A 16,345-nucleotide genomic window follows, 5' to 3' on the forward strand; every position below is an offset into this window, starting at 1 on the left:
CGTCGGCGGATCCCACCGAGTCGTCTCGTCCACCACATTGTCGTTCAGACACTCCCCCGGTGCATCCGCACAGCGCCGACCGGTGCATCCGCACAGCGCCCACCGGTGCATCCGCACAGTGTGCGCGTTCTCGTCCGGATCGCCCGAACGAACCGTCCGCGACAGGTAGCTTTCACACCGGGGCGACTTCTGGACGGGGTGAGATGAGGAACGATCAACCGAGCCGGGTACGAGGAGACGACACCGTGCGGGCGGACGACGGACCCACGGTGGCGGTTGTCGCGTACACGACGGCTCTCGAGCGGACGATGATCGAGGAGTGGCTGCGCTCGGACGAGCTTCCCGCCGAGTACCGCACGCCGACCCACCCCGAGTCGCTCGACCTCGACTCACGGGTGCTCACCGAGGAGCTCGTGACCCGCACCGACGATCCGCTGATCCTGCCCGTGCGGGTCGTGTGGCTCCCGGCAGAGCGCGACGGTGCGCGGCGTGTCCGGTTCTCCGACGTCCTCGCCCTCACGAACCCACGCAATCCGAATCTGTTGCTGCAGAAATGGCTCGTGCGCAAGGGCGCCGACCGCTACCGGATCGTCGTCGCGCAACCGGCCCGCCTGTCCGAACTGCGTGATGCGCTCAGGGTGGAGGGCGGTGACGGCGACGACGGGGCACTCGCGCGGTACGTGACCCGTCGCGCCGTCGTCTCGCTCGAACGCGCCGAGCGAGCGGTGATCGGCGACCGCTACAAGGTCCCGCGGCTCGTCGCCGCCCAGATCATGGACTCGCCGATCTTCCGGCGCCGTCTCGACGAGATCGCCGCCGAGCACGGCCTCTCGCGTGCCGAGGTCGAGGCGCGGGCACGCAGGTCGCTCGACGAACTCGTGGCCGTGCAGTCACGACTGGTCACCGACCTGTTCTCGCAGGCGATGCGGCCGCTGCACTCGTCGGCGTGGACCGTGCACGCCGACGAGTCCGGTCTGCGTGCACTGCGCGAGTCCAACCGCCGGTATTCCCTGGTCTTCCTGCCCTCGCACCGGTCCTACGCCGATGCCTTCGTGCTGGGCGACATCCTGGCGGCGAACGACTTTCCCGGCAACCACATCATGGGCGGGGCCAACCTCACCTTCTGGCCGATCGGTCCCGTCGCCCGCCGCACCGGCACGGTGTTCATCCGGCGCAGCTTCGCCGACGACGACGTCTACAAGGCCGCGCTCGAGGAGTACTTCGCGTTCCTGCTGAGCAAGCGGTTCAACCTCGAGTGGTATTTCGAGGGTGGCCGGACCCGGACCGGCAAGCTCCGTCCCCCGCGTTACGGGCTGCTCAGTTACGTGGCCAACGCGATCCGCGGCGGACGGGTCGAGGACGCGATGCTGGTGCCGGTCTCGATCACCTACGAAGGGCTCGCCGAGGTCGCGGCGGTCGCCGCCGAACAGACCGGCGCGACGAAGAAGCCCGAAGGCCTGGGGTGGCTGGTGCGCTACGCCCGCAATCAGCGCAAGCGGGCCGGGAATGTGTACGTGCGGTTCGGCGATCCCGTGTCGATGCGCGAACTGCTGGTCTCCGGTGGGGATCCGGACCTGACCGCGCCGGCGCTGGCCGCCGACCCGGCCTCGGCGCCGACGGATTCCGAGGAGACACGGGCGCTGCGCCGCAAGGCGCTGCAGAAGGTCGCCTTCGAGGTCGCGGTCGGCATCAACTGCAACACGCCGGTGACGGTGAACTGCCTGGTCACCCTGGCTCTGCTCGGTGTGCGCGACCGCTCGCTGACGCTCGAGGAGGTGCGGGCCGTGATCGCACCGGTCCGCCGCTATCTCGATCGCCGCGGAGTCCCGCAGGGCGGCCTGCACATCCTCGACGTCGAGGGTGGCCTCGAGGACGTGCTCTCGTCGCTCACCCACGCGGGCGTGGTGACCACCTACGCCGGCGGGGAGGAGCCGGTCTACTCGATCCAGCCGGGTCAGCATCTCGTCGCGGCGTTCTACCGCAACAGCGGTGTGCACTGGTTCGTCAACCGGTCGATCATGGAGCTGGCCATCCTCTACGCGCACGCCAATCCCGGCGACGATCCTGCGCGGGTGGCGTGGGAGGAGGCGAAGAACCTGCGCGACCTGCTGAAGTTCGAGTTCTTCTTCCCCGACCGCGACACCTTCGAGGTCCAGATGCGCGACGAGCTGGCCTGGCTCGTCCCGTCCTGGGGCGACACGCTGCCGACGAAGGACGAGGCCCTGACCGGTCTCGTCGAGACGGGCTTCTTCATGTCGCATCGCACGCTGCGGTCGTTCTTCGACGCGCAGCTCGTCGTCGCCGAGCGTCTCGCCGTCCGGGATCCGGAGCTCGAGGTCGACCGCGCAGCCTTCCTGTCGGAGTGTGTCGCGGTGGGTCGGCAGATGCTGCTGCAGCGCCGCCTGTACGGGCCGGAATCGGTGTCGTCGGAGTTGTTCGCGTCCGCGCTCGACCTGGCGCGCAATCGAGGATTGCTCGACCACGACGAGGACTCCGAGATCGTCCGCGAGCGCAGGAAGGCCTTCGCAACGGAGCTGTCGGAGTTGGCCCAGCGGGTCGCGTTGGCCGAGTCGCTCGACGTGTCGAACAGAAAGGTGGAACGGTGAACCTCGAGCAGGCCCTCGAACGGGTGCGCACGGGTCCGCAGGGACCCGAGGTGGCGGCCTTCTTCGATTTCGACGGCACCATCGTGCACGGCTTCTCCGGTGTCCACTTCTTCCGCGATCGGGTGCTCGCCGGGAAGGTCTCCGCGTCCGAACTGGCCGCGACGATGATCAACGGGATCCGCGGGACGGAGACCGAGGAGGACTTCGAACGCTTCGTCGCGATCGCCTTCAAGGCGTGGCGCGGTCACACCGAGGACGAGCTCTACGAGATCGGCAGCCGGTTGTTCATGACGACGATCGCGGGACACCTGTATCCGGAGGCGTGGCAGCTCATCGGCGCGCACCAGAACGCGGGCCACACGGTGGTGATCGCCTCGTCGGCCTCGCGTTACCAGATCCAGGCCGCCGGGGACGCGCTGGGCGTCGAGCACATCCTGTTCACCCCGCTCGAGGTCGAGAACGGTGTGCTCACCGGTCGGGTCGACGGTAAATCGTTGTGGCGCAGCGGCAAAGCGGAGGCGGCGCGCAATTTCGTCGAGACGCACGGCATCGACGCCGAGTCGAGCTACACCTATTCCAACGGTGGTGAGGACGTGGAGTTCCTGGCCGTCGCCGGCAACCCCACCGCCACGAATCCCGATCGCACTCTCACCCGTGTCGCCATCGAACGCGACTGGCCGATCATGCGGTTCCGGCCGCGCGGCACACCGGGAGCCCGCGAACTCGTCCGCACCGCCGCCGCCTACGGCGGAATGTTCGGCTCGGTGTGGACGGGTCTCGGACTCGGCCTGATCAACCGCAGCCGAAAGACCGCGCTGGACTCGATCATCAGCATCGGCACCGAGGTCTCCCTGGCTCTGGCCGGAGTGGACGTACGCATCGTCGGGGAAGCGAATGCGTGGGCCGCCCGGCCGGCGGTGTTCATCTTCAACCACCAGAGTCAGCTCGACCCGGTGGTGCTGGCCAAGGTCCTGAGGCAGGACTTCACGGGCGTGACGAAGAAGGAGATGGCCAACGACCCGTTGTTCGGTCCGCTCCTGCGGTTCGTCGGCGCCACTTTCGTCGACCGCACGAACACCGAACGGGCGGTCGCGGCGCTCGGACCCGTCGTCGACACCCTCCGCGAGGGGACGTCGATCGTCATCGCCCCCGAGGGCACGCGCTCGCTGACCCCGGCGATCGGCAGGTTCAAGAAGGGTGCCTTCCACATCGCGATGCAGGCCGGTGTGCCGATCGTGCCGGTCGTGATCCGCAACGCCGGTGAGATCCTGTGGAAGCACTCGACCCTGCTGCGGTCGGGCACCGTCGACGTGGCGGTGCTCGAACCGATCGACGTGAGCAGCTGGTCGCGGGAGAACCTCGACGAGCACATCGCCGAGGTCGAGGACCTCTACCGCCGCACGCTGTCGAGCTGGCCCACCGAATAGATGACGAACGAGACCGTGAAACCCGAGGAGCCGGACGACGACGGACCCGACGAGAGCACGAACGGTGAGAACGGGCCCCTCACCCCGAAGCGGCGCCGGTATCTCAAGTGGATCGTCGGAGCTCTGCTCGTCGTGGTGCTCACCGTCGAGATCGTGCTCGTGTGGCCGGAGCTGTCCGACAGTGTCCGCGGCCTCGGACGCCTCCACTGGGGCTGGGTCGCGGCGGCGGTGTTCGCGTCGATGGCGGAGATGTCGACCTTCGCGCGGGTGCAGCGGGCACTGCTGTCCGCGGCGGGTGTGAAGGTCTCACAACGGCAATCGCTTTCGGTGGCCCTCGCGGCGAACTCGATGAGCGTGACGCTGCCGGGTGGACCGGTGGTGGGGACGACCTTCACCTACCGGCAGATGCGACACTGGGGCGCACCCCCGGTGGTGGCGACCTGGCAGCTGGTCATGGCCGGTCTCCTGCAGGCTGCCGGACTCGCCCTGCTGGGTCTCGTCGGCGCTCTGCTCGTCGGCGCCAGCAACAACCCGTTCTCGCTGATCTTCTCGATCGGCGGCCTGTTGCTGCTGGTCGTGCTCATCCAGTACGCGGCGGGCAATCCGGGGTCGTTCGAATCGATCGGCCTGATCGCCCTGCGGAGTCTGAACCGGCTGCGGAAGAAGCCCGAACAGGCGGGTGCGCGGGCGTGGCGGAAGATCGTCGGCCAGTTGAGCGCGGTGCAACTCGACCGTCCGCATGCGGCCCGTGCGTTCGGCTGGTCGGTGAGCAACTGGGTGTGCGACGGTGCGTGCCTGGCGTTCGCCGCGTACGCGGTCGGCGGTGCACCGAGCCTGGCAGGGATCGCGGTGGCCTACGCGGCCGGGACCGCCACCAGCCGTGCCATCCCGCTACTCCCCGCCGGTCTGGGTGTCATGGACGCCGTGCTGGTCCCGGCGCTCACCGCCTCCGGCATGACCGGCGCGCAGGCCCTGTCGGCGGTGGTCGTCTACCGGTTGATCAGTTTCGTGCTCGTCGCTGCGATCGGCTGGATCGTTTTCGCATTCCGCTATCGGAACGTCGGCGAGGAGGAGGACGAGACTCCCCCGGACCTGCGGCTCTGGGACGACGACTGAAGGCGCCGACCCGAAAAGATCGCCCGCGCGCCGGTCGGGGCGCTAGCGTTGTCCTCCATCCGAATGAATGGAGGGACGAGGTCCGTGGCACAGCACGAGGTCACACGTAAACGGGAGGTCTGGTCGGGCCGGTCGGTGTTCATCATGGCCGCAATCGGCTCGGCGGTCGGACTCGGCAACATCTGGCGCTTCCCGTACATCGCTTACGAGAACGGTGGTGGCGCATTCCTGATCCCGTATCTGGTCGCGCTGCTGACCGCGGGTATCCCCCTTCTCCTGGTCGACTACGCGATCGGGCACAAGTTCCGCGGCTCGCCGCCGCTGGCCTTCCGCAGACTGCGCCGCGGCGCCGAGTTCATCGGCTGGTGGCAGGTGCTGGTGTGCTTCGTCATCGGCGTGTACTACGCGGTGATCGTGGCTTGGGCCGCGCGGTACACCTTCTTCTCGATCACCGAGGCATGGGGCGACGATCCCGAAGGCTTCTTCATGAGTTCGTTCCTGAACCAGGACACCGATGCGACCTTCGGCCTGAGCTTCGTGCCGGGCGTCGCGTGGACGCTGCTGCTGGTCTGGATCGCGACGCTCGCGGTGCTCGCTCTCGGCGTCCAGCGCGGTATCGGCAACGCCAACCGGTTCTTCGTGCCGTTGCTGGTCCTGCTGTTCGGTGCGCTCGTCGTCCGGTCGCTGACCCTCGACGGCGCGACCACCGGTCTCGATGCGTTCTTCACCCCGAACTGGTCGGCGTTGACCGACACCGGGGTGTGGATCGCGGCGTACGCGCAGATCTTCTTCTCGCTGTCCGTCGCCTTCGGCATCATGGTGACCTACGCGTCGTACCTCAAGCGCAAGACGAACCTCACCGGTTCGGGTCTCGTGGTCGGGTTCTCGAACTCGAGCTTCGAGGTGCTCGCCGGCATCGGTGTCTTCTCCGCTCTCGGCTTCATGGCCCAGGCGCAAGGCGTCGAGGTCGGTGAGGTGGTCGCCGGCGGTATCGGTCTCGCCTTCATCGCCTTCCCGACGATCGTCTCGGAGATGCCCGGCGGCCCGCTCTTCGGTGTGCTGTTCTTCGGCTCGCTGGTCTTCGCCGGATTCACGTCGATGATCAGCATCATCCAGGTGACCGTTTCGGCCTTCCAGGACAAGACGGGCCTCGGCCGGGTGCCTGCCGTTCTCGCCATCGGTGGTGTGTCGGCGATCGTGTCGCTGCTGCTCTTCCCCACCACCACCGGCCTGAACACCCTCGACGTGGTGGACCGCTTCGCGAACCAGTTCGGCATCGTGGGTGTCGCCTTCGTGGCGCTCGTGGTGGTCGCGTGGATCTATCGTCGTCTGCCCGAACTCCGCGACCACCTCAACTCGGTGTCGTCGTTCAAGGTCGGCACGGGCTGGATGGTGTTCACGGGCATCATCACCCCGCTCGTCCTCGGCTACATGCTGTTCAGCGAGATCCGCGACCGTGTCCGCGACGGCTACGGCGGTCTTCCCGACAGCCTGGTCACGGCCTTCGGGTGGAGCGTGCAGGCCGGCGTGATCATCCTCGCCGTCCTCCTGACGTTCATCCCGTGGCGCAGGGGAATCGACGAGGAATACGAGCTGGACGAAAACCGTCCGCTCGCGTCCGCCCAGGCGCCTGCTTCGTCCGGCGATCCCTCGCCCGGACCCGACTCGTCCACCGGAGGTACCCGATGAGCACAGCGGCCGTCGCCATGATGATTCTCGCCCTCGTCACGCTGTGGGGCGGTCTCCTGCTGAGCATCCTGCATCTGCGAAAGCATCCGGACGATCCGGACTGATCATCTGCACAACCGACCCACATGGGTGTCGGTTCGGTAACACCACGGGGCGGCGCTCTGGCCGGAGCGCCGCCCTTGTGGTCTCCTGGAACGGTCGTACTCTAAACCTCTACTTTAGAGTTAGGTAGAGCCCGTCCGGGTGTCACGACCCACAGGAGGAGAACCCCACATGAGCCGCAGACACCGCAATCGGATGCGTCGCATCTCGGCCGCCGCAGCCCTGACCGTCGCCGCAGGCCTGGCACTTCCCGCCGTCGCCGTCGCCGAACCCGCGCCCGCGGAGCCGGCAGCACCGGCGGAAGCGCCCGCCACGAGCCCGCTCGTGAGCTCGCTCGAAGCCCTCCGCGCGCTGCCCGGCGTCGATCCCACGACTCTCGCTGCTGCCGAAGCGATCGCGAACGCACGCGGAAGCGCTGTCGACGCGGCCGAAGCGACCCCGCTCGGCGCCTACGAGGACGGCATGGAGTTCCTGCGTCGCCTCGGCGTCGAACCGTTCCTCTACCCCACCGGCGCACCGTTCTGCACGGCCGACGGCGACCTGCCGCTGGGCACCGTGCCGGCCGTTGCGGGCGCTCTGCCCGGGCCGTGGCCGAACTCCGACATCCCGTTCGTGTCCGAGAACCTGAACGTCGTCTCCCCTGCCGAGACGCTCTTCGCCTTCGTCCCCGTCGGGCTCGAGGAGGACGCCGACACCTCGGGCATCCAGCTCGCGTGGTTCAACGTCAACACCTTCCAGGGCGGTTTCGTGCCGATGGGCACGCCGGAGGAGGCGGCCGCGGGCGCCATCCCGGCCGGGGTTCCCGAAGACCTGCGCGGGCTCGTCGAGCAGGCGATCACGACCTTCATCGCCGACACGCTGCCGCTGGGTGGTGTGCGGGTCGCGCCGGTCGAGACCGGATCGGGCACCGTGCTCTCGGCCGTCTTCGGCAACGTCCGCAACGGCGACGCGCAGTGCTTCTTCCTGCCCACGATCGGCATCGTGGACGTGCCGGCCTGATCGAACCCCGAACTCGAACTGCAGCAGGTGGGCCTCAGCTCGCCCGCTGCAGTCGATTCAGCCGGTCGAACACGAGCGTGACGGCGGTGTCCATGTGCGCGAGCACATCGTCGACCGACTGCCGGCCCGCCACCCACGCGACCAGCGCCGACATCCACACGTCGGCGATGATCCGCACGGCGTTGAGCACCTCTTCGGTGACGATGTCGATGCCCGCCGCCTGCGCGAACAGTCGGGTGAGCACCTCACCGAGACGGTCGAGTTCGGGCGCCGAGGACGCATCGGCGAACATCGCCGCCCGGATGAGCGCGTCGTAGCGCAGCGGATTCTCGGACAGACGCGGCATCACCCCGCGCAGGACGCCCATGAGACGCTCGGCGGCACCGTCGCCCGGGATCTCCGCGGTGGTCACGGCTTCGGCGGCGGTCTCGAATTCGAATACGAGCGCCACGACGAGCAGGTGGTTCTTCGACGGGAAGTACCGGTAGACCGTGCCGAGAGCGACACCGGATCGGTCTGCGACCGCCCGCATCTGCACGGCGTCGTAGCCACCCTCGGAGGCGAGTTCCTCGGCGGAGGCGATGATCCGCATGTACCGCGCCCGCTGCGCCGGCCGCAGGTCCGCACCGGGCGACCGAGTGGATCCGAGGGGCGGTCGCGCGGTCTGCGTCGACGCCGATTCCTCGCCCGCGGTCTCCGTCGTCGACTGCTCCGTCATCACGTCACCTTCCGTTCATGCCCGTTTCGAGGATAGTTCAGCGTGGTGCGTCTGCCTTTTCGCACCGCCGACCGGCCACAACCGGACAGGTGTCCGGAAATCTCTTCCCTCCGGATGTAGAACGCGTTACATTTTCTCCGTCACCGTCTGGAGAGGGGCTGTTGTGCGCCACGGAATCACCCTGTTCACAAGCGACCGGGGAATCCGGCCCGAAGTTGCTGCCTCGACCGCGGAGAGCCGCGGTTTCGACAGTTTCTACGTGCCCGAACACACCCACATCCCGATCCGCCGCGAATCCGCGCATCCGGGAACGGGCAACGAGACCCTCCCCGACGACCGCTACATGCGCACCCTCGATCCCTGGGTGGCGCTGGGCCTCGCCGCCGCGGTGACGTCGACGATCAGGCTGGGCACCTCCGTCGCCCTACCCCTCGAGCACGACCCCATCACACTCGCCAAGACCATCGCGAGCCTCGATCACCTCTCCGGCGGCCGGGTGAACTTCGGTGTCGGATTCGGTTGGAACGCCGAGGAACTCGCCGACCACGGTGTACCGCCGAAGAAGAAGCGCACCGCCATGCGCCAGTATCTCGAAGCGATGCAGACGCTGTGGACCGAAGAAGAGGCCTCCTACGAGGGAGACTTCGTCGCGTTCGGGCCGAGCTGGGCGTGGCCGAAACCCGTACAGCAGCCGCGGCCCCCGATCTTCCTCGGCGCCGGTTCCACCGACCGCAACTTCGACTGGATCGTCCGCCACGCCGACGGATGGATCACCACACCCACGGAGAACAACGTCGTCGACAACGTCGCCCGTCTGCACAAGGCCTGGGCCGACGCCGGTCGTGCAGGAACTCCCGAGATCCTCGCTCTGGCAGGACGTCACGACGCCGAACAACTGAAGCTCTGGGAGGACGCCGGGGTCACCGAGGTGATCTTCGGTCTGCCCGACCGCGCCCAGGACGACGTCGTCGCGTACATCGACCGACTCGCCTCGAAACTCGACCACTGATCACCGACCCGAACGGACCCCGATGAGCACCGATCTCCACCCCCTTCCCGCCGACAGCGTCTCCACCTGGGACCACGAAGCCGACGTCGTCGTCGCCGGTTACGGCATCGCCGGTGTCTCGGCGTCCATCGAGGCCGCCCGCGCGGGTGCCGACGTGCTCGTGCTCGAACGGACCGGGGGCTGGGGCGGTGCCGCCTCACTGTCGGGCGGCATCGTCTACCTCGGCGGCGGCACCCCGCTGCAGAAGGCCCTCGGATTCGACGACACACCCGAGAACATGAAGGCGTTCATGCTCGCCGCGCTCGGGCCGGGAGCCGACGAAGCGAAGATCACCGAGTACTGCGAGGGCAGCGTCGAACACTACGAGTGGCTCGTGGACAACGGTGTGGTGTTCAAGGAGAGCTTCTGGGGCGAACCCGGGTGGGAGATCCCCGGTGACGACGGCCTGATGTACTCCGGCGGCGAGAACTCCGCGCCCTTCAACGAGATCGCCACGCCCGCCCCGCGCGGGCACGTCCCGCAGATGACCGACAAGCGCACCGGCGAGAAGGGCGGCGGGTACATGCTCATGCAGCCGCTCTCGCAGGTCGCCGAAAGCCTCGGTGTACGTGCCGAATACGACGTGCGGGTGCAGCGATTGATCGTCGACGGCGACGGACGCGTCGTGGGCCTGACGGCCAAGCAGTACGGCAAGGACGTCCACATCCGGGCCCGCCGCGGTGTCGTCCTCGCGACCGGCAGTTTCGCGTACAACAAGGAGATGGTCGAGTCGTACGCGCCGCAGCTCAGCGGCCGCCCGGGTGCGGCGATCGAGGAGCACGACGGCCGCGCGATCCGCATGGCGCAGGCGCTCGGCGCCGATCTCGCGCACATGGACGCCACCGAGGTCGCCTTCTTCGGCGACCCGCAGTTGATGGCCCGCGGCATCCTCGTCAACGGCCGCGGTCAGCGGTACGTCCCCGAGGACACCTATCCGGGTCGTATCGGTCAGCTCACGCTGCTGAAGAACGACAACCAGGCCTATCTGATCATCGACGAACAGGCGTACGAGGAGGGTTGTGCGGCAACGAGTTCGACGCCCTTCTTCCGGTTCCGTCCGAAGTGGGTCGCGGAGACCGTCGCCGAACTCGAATCCGACATGGAGCTGCCGGTGGGGACGTTGCAGGCGACCGTCGAGGTCTACAACAGGCACGCCGAGAACGGCAGCGATCCGGTGCTGGGCAAGAAGAGCGAGTGGGTCAAGCCCATCGGCAGCCCGATCGCGGCGCTCGATCTCCGCAACTGCACAGCAGGTTTCACGCTCGGCGGCCTGCGCACCTCGGTGAACTCGGAGGTGCTGCACGTGTCCGGCGATCCGATCCCCGGCCTGTTCGCCGCGGGTCGCTGCACGTCGGGCGTGTGCGCCTGGGGGTATGCGAGCGGCACCTCGCTGGGCGACGGAAGCTTCTTCGGGCGTCGCGCCGGTCTGTCGGCCGCGAAGGGCTGAGACCGAAGGGGTGGTTCCGGTGGCCGAGCCACCGGAACCACCCGTCAGGTCAGAACACGCGGTCCAGGTCGCGCGAGACGATGTGGTCGGCGCCGTACTCGGCGAGCGCCGCGATCGTCATGGACGGATTGCACGCCCCGGTCGACCCCGGGATCTTGGCGCCGTCCACCACGTACAGGCCGGGCTGGCCGTGCACGCGACCCACGTCGTCGCACACCACCCCGAACGGCGCACCACCGAGCGGATGGAAGGTGTTGATGTCGACGGCGTTGACGTCGATGACGATCGCGGCCGGTCCCGCGATCCGCCGGATGCGGGCCTCGATCGCACGGGTGAGTTCCCGATCGTAGGCCTGATCCCAGTTCAGGACCGCATCGTCGCGGCCGGCGTCGTAGTGCCAGACTCCTCGGCCGTCGACGATCCCCAGACCGATCATCGTGGTCGTTCCCACATCGACGGGGAACGGCACCGGGCCGGTGACGATCATCAACGGGCCGGCGGGATCGGTGTAGTCGCGCATACCCACACAGGCGGGCCCGCCCTGATGGTCGCCGGGGCTGACGAGCGGGCTCGTCACGGCGAACACCCGGTCGCCGTTGTTGCCCCATCCCGTTCCGACGCCGTCGGGAAGATCGGGGACGAGCCCCTTCGCCTTCGCCTTCACGAGGAGACGGGTCGTGCCGGCCGATCCGGCACCGAGGAACAGCGACTGTGCGAGGATCCGCTTGCGTTCGAGAACCGTTCCGTCCGTCTGAATCCGGTCCACGTGCACGATCCAGGTGCCGTCCGGAGCACGCTCGATGTCGCCGACCCGGTGCAGCGGCGCGACCGTGACGTGCCCCGTGCGTTCCGCCTCGGCGAGATAGGTGACGTCGACCGAGAACTTACCGCCGTTGTTGACTCCGTAGATGACGTCGCCCGTCGTGTAGGACGGTTTCAGTTCCCCGGTCAGCTCCCGTCGCGCGAAGTCCCAGTCGATGCACATCGGCACCCTGAACGTGTCGTAGCCCTGCGAACCTGCACGGTCCAGGAACTGGCGTGAGGACCGGTACCGATCGTGGTCGAGCAGATCGTCCGGAATGGTCGCGACCCTCAGCACCCGTGCCACCCGCCGATAGTGGTCGGAGGCCAGCAGGTCGTAGTCGATACGCGAGGACACCGAATCGGAGAATCGCTGCCCGTCGGGTTGCACGGTCATGCCGTGATAGGCCAGCGAACTCCCGCCGACCCCCGCTCCGCACATGACGTCCATACCGTTCCCCGGAACCCGTTCGATGAGCCCGGTGAACGGTTCGGTCGGGATCGGCGGAGTACCGGTCATCACCGGGGCGGGCGACAACCACGACATGCGCCGGTCCGGTTGCAGCATGTGTGGGAACGTCTCGGCGTTCGGCCCGGTGGGCCAGCGGATGCCCCGTTCGAGGACCAGGGTCTGCACACCGGCCCGGCCGAGATGCAGCGCGGTGATCGCACCGCCGAATCCGCTGCCCACGACGACCGCCCGATGGCGCTCCTCGGTGACCTCGGCGCGTGCGCGTGGGATCGGGGACAACGACAACGCGGCAACAGCCGCACCGCCGACGACGGTTCCCCGCAGGAAGGTACGGCGGGACAGCGCAGTATTCACGAATGGCTCTCCTGGAGCGTGGTCAGACAACCGTGAGCGGGAGGGGGATACCCCGATCCTCGAAGACGAAGGACGAACCCGTGCTGAAGCGGGTGATGGCGACCTCGTCGCACTCGTTCGCCGGGGATTCGGCACGGAACACCTCGACGACCAGTGCCTCTTCGGTCTCGGAGACCAGGCGGGTGGTGAAGTGCGGATCCACACCACGCACCAGGGCGTCGAGCGGACCGAGGTGTTCGGGGTCGATCAGGGTGGGCCAGGACCCGTCGTCGAAGGCGCCACCTCGCCGGTTGATCCGGAGACCCAGCGCGTCGTCGTCGAAACAGATCACCCGATCGACGTACCGGTGCGGTGCCAGCAGCGGATGCACGTCGAGTACCGCGGCCAGGCCGGCGAACGAGCGCGGCAGTCCCAGCGCGGTACGGATGCGCTCGGACGTGATGCCGGCGATGCCGGTGAGCTGCTTACGGGTCAGCTCGATCGCGGACTGCTCGTCGGTCCGCTTGCGCACACTCATGAGGAAGCCGAGAGCGAGCAGGTGATGTTGCAGGCACACCTCTTCGGCGATGCGTACCAGGGCCGACTTCGAGAACTCGTCGAACCGGAGGTCTGCGAGGAGAGGTCCCGAATAGTCGTGTCTCCCTTCACCGTCCCGGTCGATCGGACTCAGCTCGAGTGCCACGGCCGCGGTCCGGCCGAGCGCTTCGGTGTGTGGTTCGACAGCCGGTGGTTCGTACGACGCGTCGATCGTGACCGTCCATGCGCAGTGCGGGTGCCGATCGGCCGGCGCGCGGGGCGGCCGATGGATCGGCCGCACCCTCGCGTGCGGATTGGTGGCGAGGGCGGTGGCGTCGAAGGTCGGGTCCTCGATGTCGTGGCACATCGCGGTCACGTAGGCGTCGCCGAGCGGCTCGACGTCCATCAGTGCCCCGCAGTGGTCGAGCCAGAATTCGCCGTGGTCGCGGTCGTGGACGCGATAGCGGAAGTCCATGAACTGCGGGGGCGCCCCGATGTCGAGTTGCATGCCCTTGAAGATGGTGACGACGTCGTCGCCCTCGAACTTCAGGGCACGCTGCATGCGGCGCGTGTACCACGGCGAGGACGCCTGCCATTCCTCGATGGCCACCTCCGCCATGCCCTCCCGACCGAACGCCGAGATCAGATGTGCCATCCCCGAACGGTCGATGAGCTGACCGCACAGCAACAGTTCGGGGACGAGCACGGCGAGGTCGGTGCGGGAGAGCGCGGCGAACGATCCGCCGGTGTCCACAGCGGTCACCACAACGGGACCGGCGACTCGCCGACCCGGTACCAGCCGGGAAGCCGCTTCTTCCCCGTCGATCGCTCGATCCGCTTCTGCATACCGTCGGACAGCGCATTCGCCGTGATCATCTCGAGGAACAGGTGCGAGACGTTGCCGAAGTCGAAGAAGTCGCGCTGCCACGACCACTGGAAGTTGCCGCCGTACCGGAACCAGCTCCCGCCGATACCGTGCACGGAGTAGTGCTCACCGTTCTCACGGGTCCTGTCGGCGACCTGCTTCCAGAAGCCGATCACGTCGCCGGAGCGTTCGTCGACGACGAACTGCTGGTAGGGATACTGCCAGCCTTCGAGCCCGTCCATCTCCTGGCCCAGTGCGAGATCGCGGATCTCCTCGCGGCCCACGGCCATGAACTCGTCCTTCGGACCGTAGTTCCAGCCGTAGGTGGCGTCCTCGGTGTACATGTCGGCCAAAGGCTTCCAATCGCCTTCGGCCTCGGCCCGCTTGTTGGCGTCGACCCAGCGGGTGATCATCTCGTCGAGCTCGGCACGATCGAACGTGGCCATCCTGTCTCCTGGTCCTCAGTCTTCGACGATGCGAAGGGCTTGGGTGGGGCAGTACTTCACAGCTGCTCGTACGTCGGCATGCATCTCCTCCGGCACCGGATCGAGGAGGATCTCCACCTCACCCCGTTTGGCGACGGAGAAGACGTCCGGGGCTTCCATCGAGCACATCGCGTGTCCCTGACACAGATCGAGATCTGCTTCGATCCTCATCCGAACCTCACTCCTGCGTCGCCGTGCCGGTGTCCGACGCCGCCCGGGTGCGTCGTCGGTACCGCACAGCACACGGCTGTTCGAGTTGGACCACCATCTTGGAGTGGTCGTTGCGATAGGTCTCGGGCGGCTGGGACAGTTCGAACTCGAAGTCGCGCAGCAGAACCGAGAATATCGCCTTCAGCTGCATGAGCGCGAACGCCGCTCCCACACAGCGGTGCCGGCCGGCCCCGAACGGGATCCAGGTCCACCGGTTGACGATGTCCTCCTGGTTCGGGTCGATGTAGCGGCCGGGATCGAAGGCATCGGGATCCGGGAAGTCCTCCGGGATGCGGTTGGAGATCGCCGGTGTCGCACCGACGAGATCGCCCTCCGAGATCCGATAGCCGGCGACCTCGAAGTCGTCGCGCGCGACCCGAAGGAGCAGGATCAGCGGCGGATGCAGGCGCAGCGTCTCCTTGAGGACCGCTTCGAGCACCGGGATCTGCCGCAGCGCATGGAAACTCACACTCTCGCCGTCGGAGTAGAGGACGTCGAGTTCGGCGGTGACCTGCTGCATGTACTCGGGGTTGCGCAGCAGTTCGATGAGCGCCCAGGCCGCCGTGCCCGAGGTGGTGTGGTGGCCGGCGAACATCATCGAGATGAAGATGCCGGTGATCTCGTCGGCGCTGAAACGTTCCTTGTCGTCCTCGTCCTTGATGGAGACGAGGACGTCGAGCATGTCGCGGTCCTCCTTGCCCTGCGGCGGGTTCGCGATGCGCCCGTCCATGATCTCCTGCACGAGGGCCACGAGTCCGCGGCGGGCCTCGTCGCGTCGCCGGAAACTCTCGATCGGCGCGTAGGGATCGACGAAGGCCAGGGCGTCGGTGCCCTTCTCGAGGTCGTGGTAGAGGTGGGCGAATCGTCCGTCGAGCTGGTCGCGGAACTTCTTGCCGATCAGGCAGGCCGACGACGTATAGATGGTCAGCTCGGCGAAGAACTCGAGCAGGTCGATCTCGCCTTCGTCGCCCCAGCCGGCGACCATGTCCTGCACCTCGCGGTCGATGGTCGCGGCGTGGCCGCGCATCTGTTCGCCGCGCAGCGCCGAATTGTGCAGCATCTCCTTGCGGCGCTCGGGGCTGGCGTCGAAGACGACGCCCTCGCCGAAGACCGGCTTCATGAACGGATAGGCGGCCTGCTGGTCGAGATCCTCGTCCGCAGCCCGGAAGAAGAACTCGTTGGCCTCTGCACCGGAGAGGAGTACGACCTTCTTGTCGGCGAGCTGGAAGACCCCGACGTCGCCGCACTCCTCACGCACCCGGCGCATGAGCGCGATGGGATCGGTGCGCAGTTCCTCGAGGTGGCCGTGTTCGTGTTCGCCGCCGGACACACGCCGGGGTTCGACGAGTGTGGTCATGGATTGTCCCTAAGTTTGTAGGTGTCTGGGGTTGGTGCCCTGGATGCCCAGAGCGGTGGGGTGTAGCTGATGGATTTCTGCTTCGGTCGAGGCTCGGAAGGACTGGCTGCCCCATCGCGCTGGACGCTCCGAC

14 protein-coding genes are annotated in these 16,345 nt (G+C 67.5%); 8 read left to right on the forward strand and 6 right to left on the reverse strand.

Translation table 11 applies throughout. The annotated features are described in order from the left end of the window. Positions 1-203: 203 nt before the first annotated feature. From B9C99_RS11165 to B9C99_RS11190, 6 genes are all read left to right on the forward strand, one after another. A complete protein-coding gene (locus B9C99_RS11165) occupies positions 204-2,606 on the forward strand; it encodes a glycerol-3-phosphate 1-O-acyltransferase (protein ID WP_088897847.1) in 2,403 nt (800 codons plus the stop codon). Next, entirely contained in the window at positions 2,603-4,033 is a 1,431-nt protein-coding gene (locus tag B9C99_RS11170; RefSeq protein ID WP_088897848.1) for an HAD-IB family hydrolase, read from the forward strand. Before B9C99_RS11165 ends, B9C99_RS11170 begins: the two co-directional genes overlap by 4 nt. Continuing rightward, a complete protein-coding gene (locus B9C99_RS11175; protein WP_088897849.1) occupies positions 4,034-5,149 on the forward strand; it encodes a YbhN family protein in 1,116 nt (371 codons plus the stop codon). Between the two features lie 84 nt (positions 5,150-5,233). Then, positions 5,234-6,838 carry a sodium-dependent transporter gene (locus B9C99_RS11180; RefSeq protein ID WP_088897850.1) on the forward strand — a complete coding sequence of 535 codons (1,605 nt, stop codon included), beginning with the start codon at positions 5,234-5,236 and terminating at the stop codon, positions 6,836-6,838. Then, entirely contained in the window at positions 6,835-6,942 is a 108-nt protein-coding gene (locus B9C99_RS11185) for a methionine/alanine import family NSS transporter small subunit (protein WP_006551747.1), read from the forward strand. The genes B9C99_RS11180 and B9C99_RS11185 overlap by 4 nt, the downstream gene beginning before the upstream one ends. Before the next feature lie 169 nt (positions 6,943-7,111). Next, positions 7,112-7,939 (forward strand): hypothetical protein, encoded by an 828-nt coding sequence (locus B9C99_RS11190; RefSeq protein ID WP_088897851.1) that lies wholly within the window; start codon positions 7,112-7,114, stop codon positions 7,937-7,939. A 34-nt stretch (positions 7,940-7,973) separates the two neighbouring features. On the opposite strand, the gene B9C99_RS11195 is transcribed toward B9C99_RS11190, so the two are convergent. Next, the gene (locus tag B9C99_RS11195; protein ID WP_016693022.1) at positions 7,974-8,657 is read right to left on the reverse strand and encodes a TetR family transcriptional regulator; all 684 of its coding nucleotides are present in this window, start codon (positions 8,655-8,657) and stop codon (positions 7,974-7,976) included. A gap of 163 nt (positions 8,658-8,820) precedes the next feature. On the opposite strand from B9C99_RS11195, the gene B9C99_RS11200 reads away from it, so the two are divergent. Next, positions 8,821-9,666 carry an LLM class F420-dependent oxidoreductase gene (locus B9C99_RS11200; RefSeq protein WP_088897852.1) on the forward strand — a complete coding sequence of 282 codons (846 nt, stop codon included), beginning with the start codon at positions 8,821-8,823 and terminating at the stop codon, positions 9,664-9,666. Positions 9,667-9,688: 22 nt separating this feature from the next. After that, entirely contained in the window at positions 9,689-11,152 is a 1,464-nt protein-coding gene (locus B9C99_RS11205) for an FAD-dependent oxidoreductase (RefSeq protein WP_088897853.1), read from the forward strand. A 49-nt stretch (positions 11,153-11,201) separates the two neighbouring features. Here the strand turns inward: B9C99_RS11205 and B9C99_RS11210 are convergent, their stop codons facing one another. The 5 genes from B9C99_RS11210 to B9C99_RS11230 are packed head-to-tail and all read right to left on the reverse strand — an operon-like array spanning position 11,202 to position 16,212. Continuing rightward, a complete protein-coding gene (locus B9C99_RS11210; RefSeq protein WP_088897854.1) occupies positions 11,202-12,779 on the reverse strand; it encodes a GMC oxidoreductase in 1,578 nt (525 codons plus the stop codon). Between the two features lie 22 nt (positions 12,780-12,801). Then, positions 12,802-14,061, reverse strand: coding sequence for a hypothetical protein (locus tag B9C99_RS11215; protein ID WP_088897855.1), 1,260 nt, complete (start codon positions 14,059-14,061; stop codon positions 12,802-12,804). Continuing rightward, entirely contained in the window at positions 14,055-14,606 is a 552-nt protein-coding gene (locus B9C99_RS11220) for a nuclear transport factor 2 family protein (protein ID WP_016693017.1), read from the reverse strand. The genes B9C99_RS11215 and B9C99_RS11220 overlap by 7 nt, the downstream gene beginning before the upstream one ends. A gap of 15 nt (positions 14,607-14,621) precedes the next feature. After that, the gene (locus B9C99_RS11225) at positions 14,622-14,816 is read right to left on the reverse strand and encodes a ferredoxin (protein WP_088897856.1); all 195 of its coding nucleotides are present in this window, start codon (positions 14,814-14,816) and stop codon (positions 14,622-14,624) included. A 7-nt stretch (positions 14,817-14,823) separates the two neighbouring features. Continuing rightward, positions 14,824-16,212 carry a cytochrome P450 gene (locus B9C99_RS11230; protein WP_088897857.1) on the reverse strand — a complete coding sequence of 463 codons (1,389 nt, stop codon included), beginning with the start codon at positions 16,210-16,212 and terminating at the stop codon, positions 14,824-14,826. Positions 16,213-16,345: the final 133 nt, after the last annotated feature.

Origin of the sequence: Rhodococcus sp. BUPNP1 (assembly GCF_002215235.1) — a bacterium.
Classification (GTDB): Bacteria; Actinomycetota; Actinomycetes; order Mycobacteriales; family Mycobacteriaceae; genus Rhodococcus.

Coding starts and splice junctions, on each gene's coding strand:
- B9C99_RS11165 (WP_088897847.1), top strand. CDS start 204: ATGAGGAACGATCAACCGAGCCGGGTACGAGGAGACGACACCGTGCGG.
- B9C99_RS11190 (WP_088897851.1), top strand. CDS start 7,112: ATGAGCCGCAGACACCGCAATCGGATGCGTCGCATCTCGGCCGCCGCA.
- B9C99_RS11175 (WP_088897849.1), top strand. CDS start 4,034: ATGACGAACGAGACCGTGAAACCCGAGGAGCCGGACGACGACGGACCC.
- B9C99_RS11230 (WP_088897857.1), bottom strand. CDS start 16,212: ATGACCACACTCGTCGAACCCCGGCGTGTGTCCGGCGGCGAACACGAA.
- B9C99_RS11195 (WP_016693022.1), bottom strand. CDS start 8,657: ATGACGGAGCAGTCGACGACGGAGACCGCGGGCGAGGAATCGGCGTCG.
- B9C99_RS11225 (WP_088897856.1), bottom strand. CDS start 14,816: ATGAGGATCGAAGCAGATCTCGATCTGTGTCAGGGACACGCGATGTGC.
- B9C99_RS11185 (WP_006551747.1), top strand. CDS start 6,835: ATGAGCACAGCGGCCGTCGCCATGATGATTCTCGCCCTCGTCACGCTG.
- B9C99_RS11220 (WP_016693017.1), bottom strand. CDS start 14,606: ATGGCCACGTTCGATCGTGCCGAGCTCGACGAGATGATCACCCGCTGG.
- B9C99_RS11205 (WP_088897853.1), top strand. CDS start 9,689: ATGAGCACCGATCTCCACCCCCTTCCCGCCGACAGCGTCTCCACCTGG.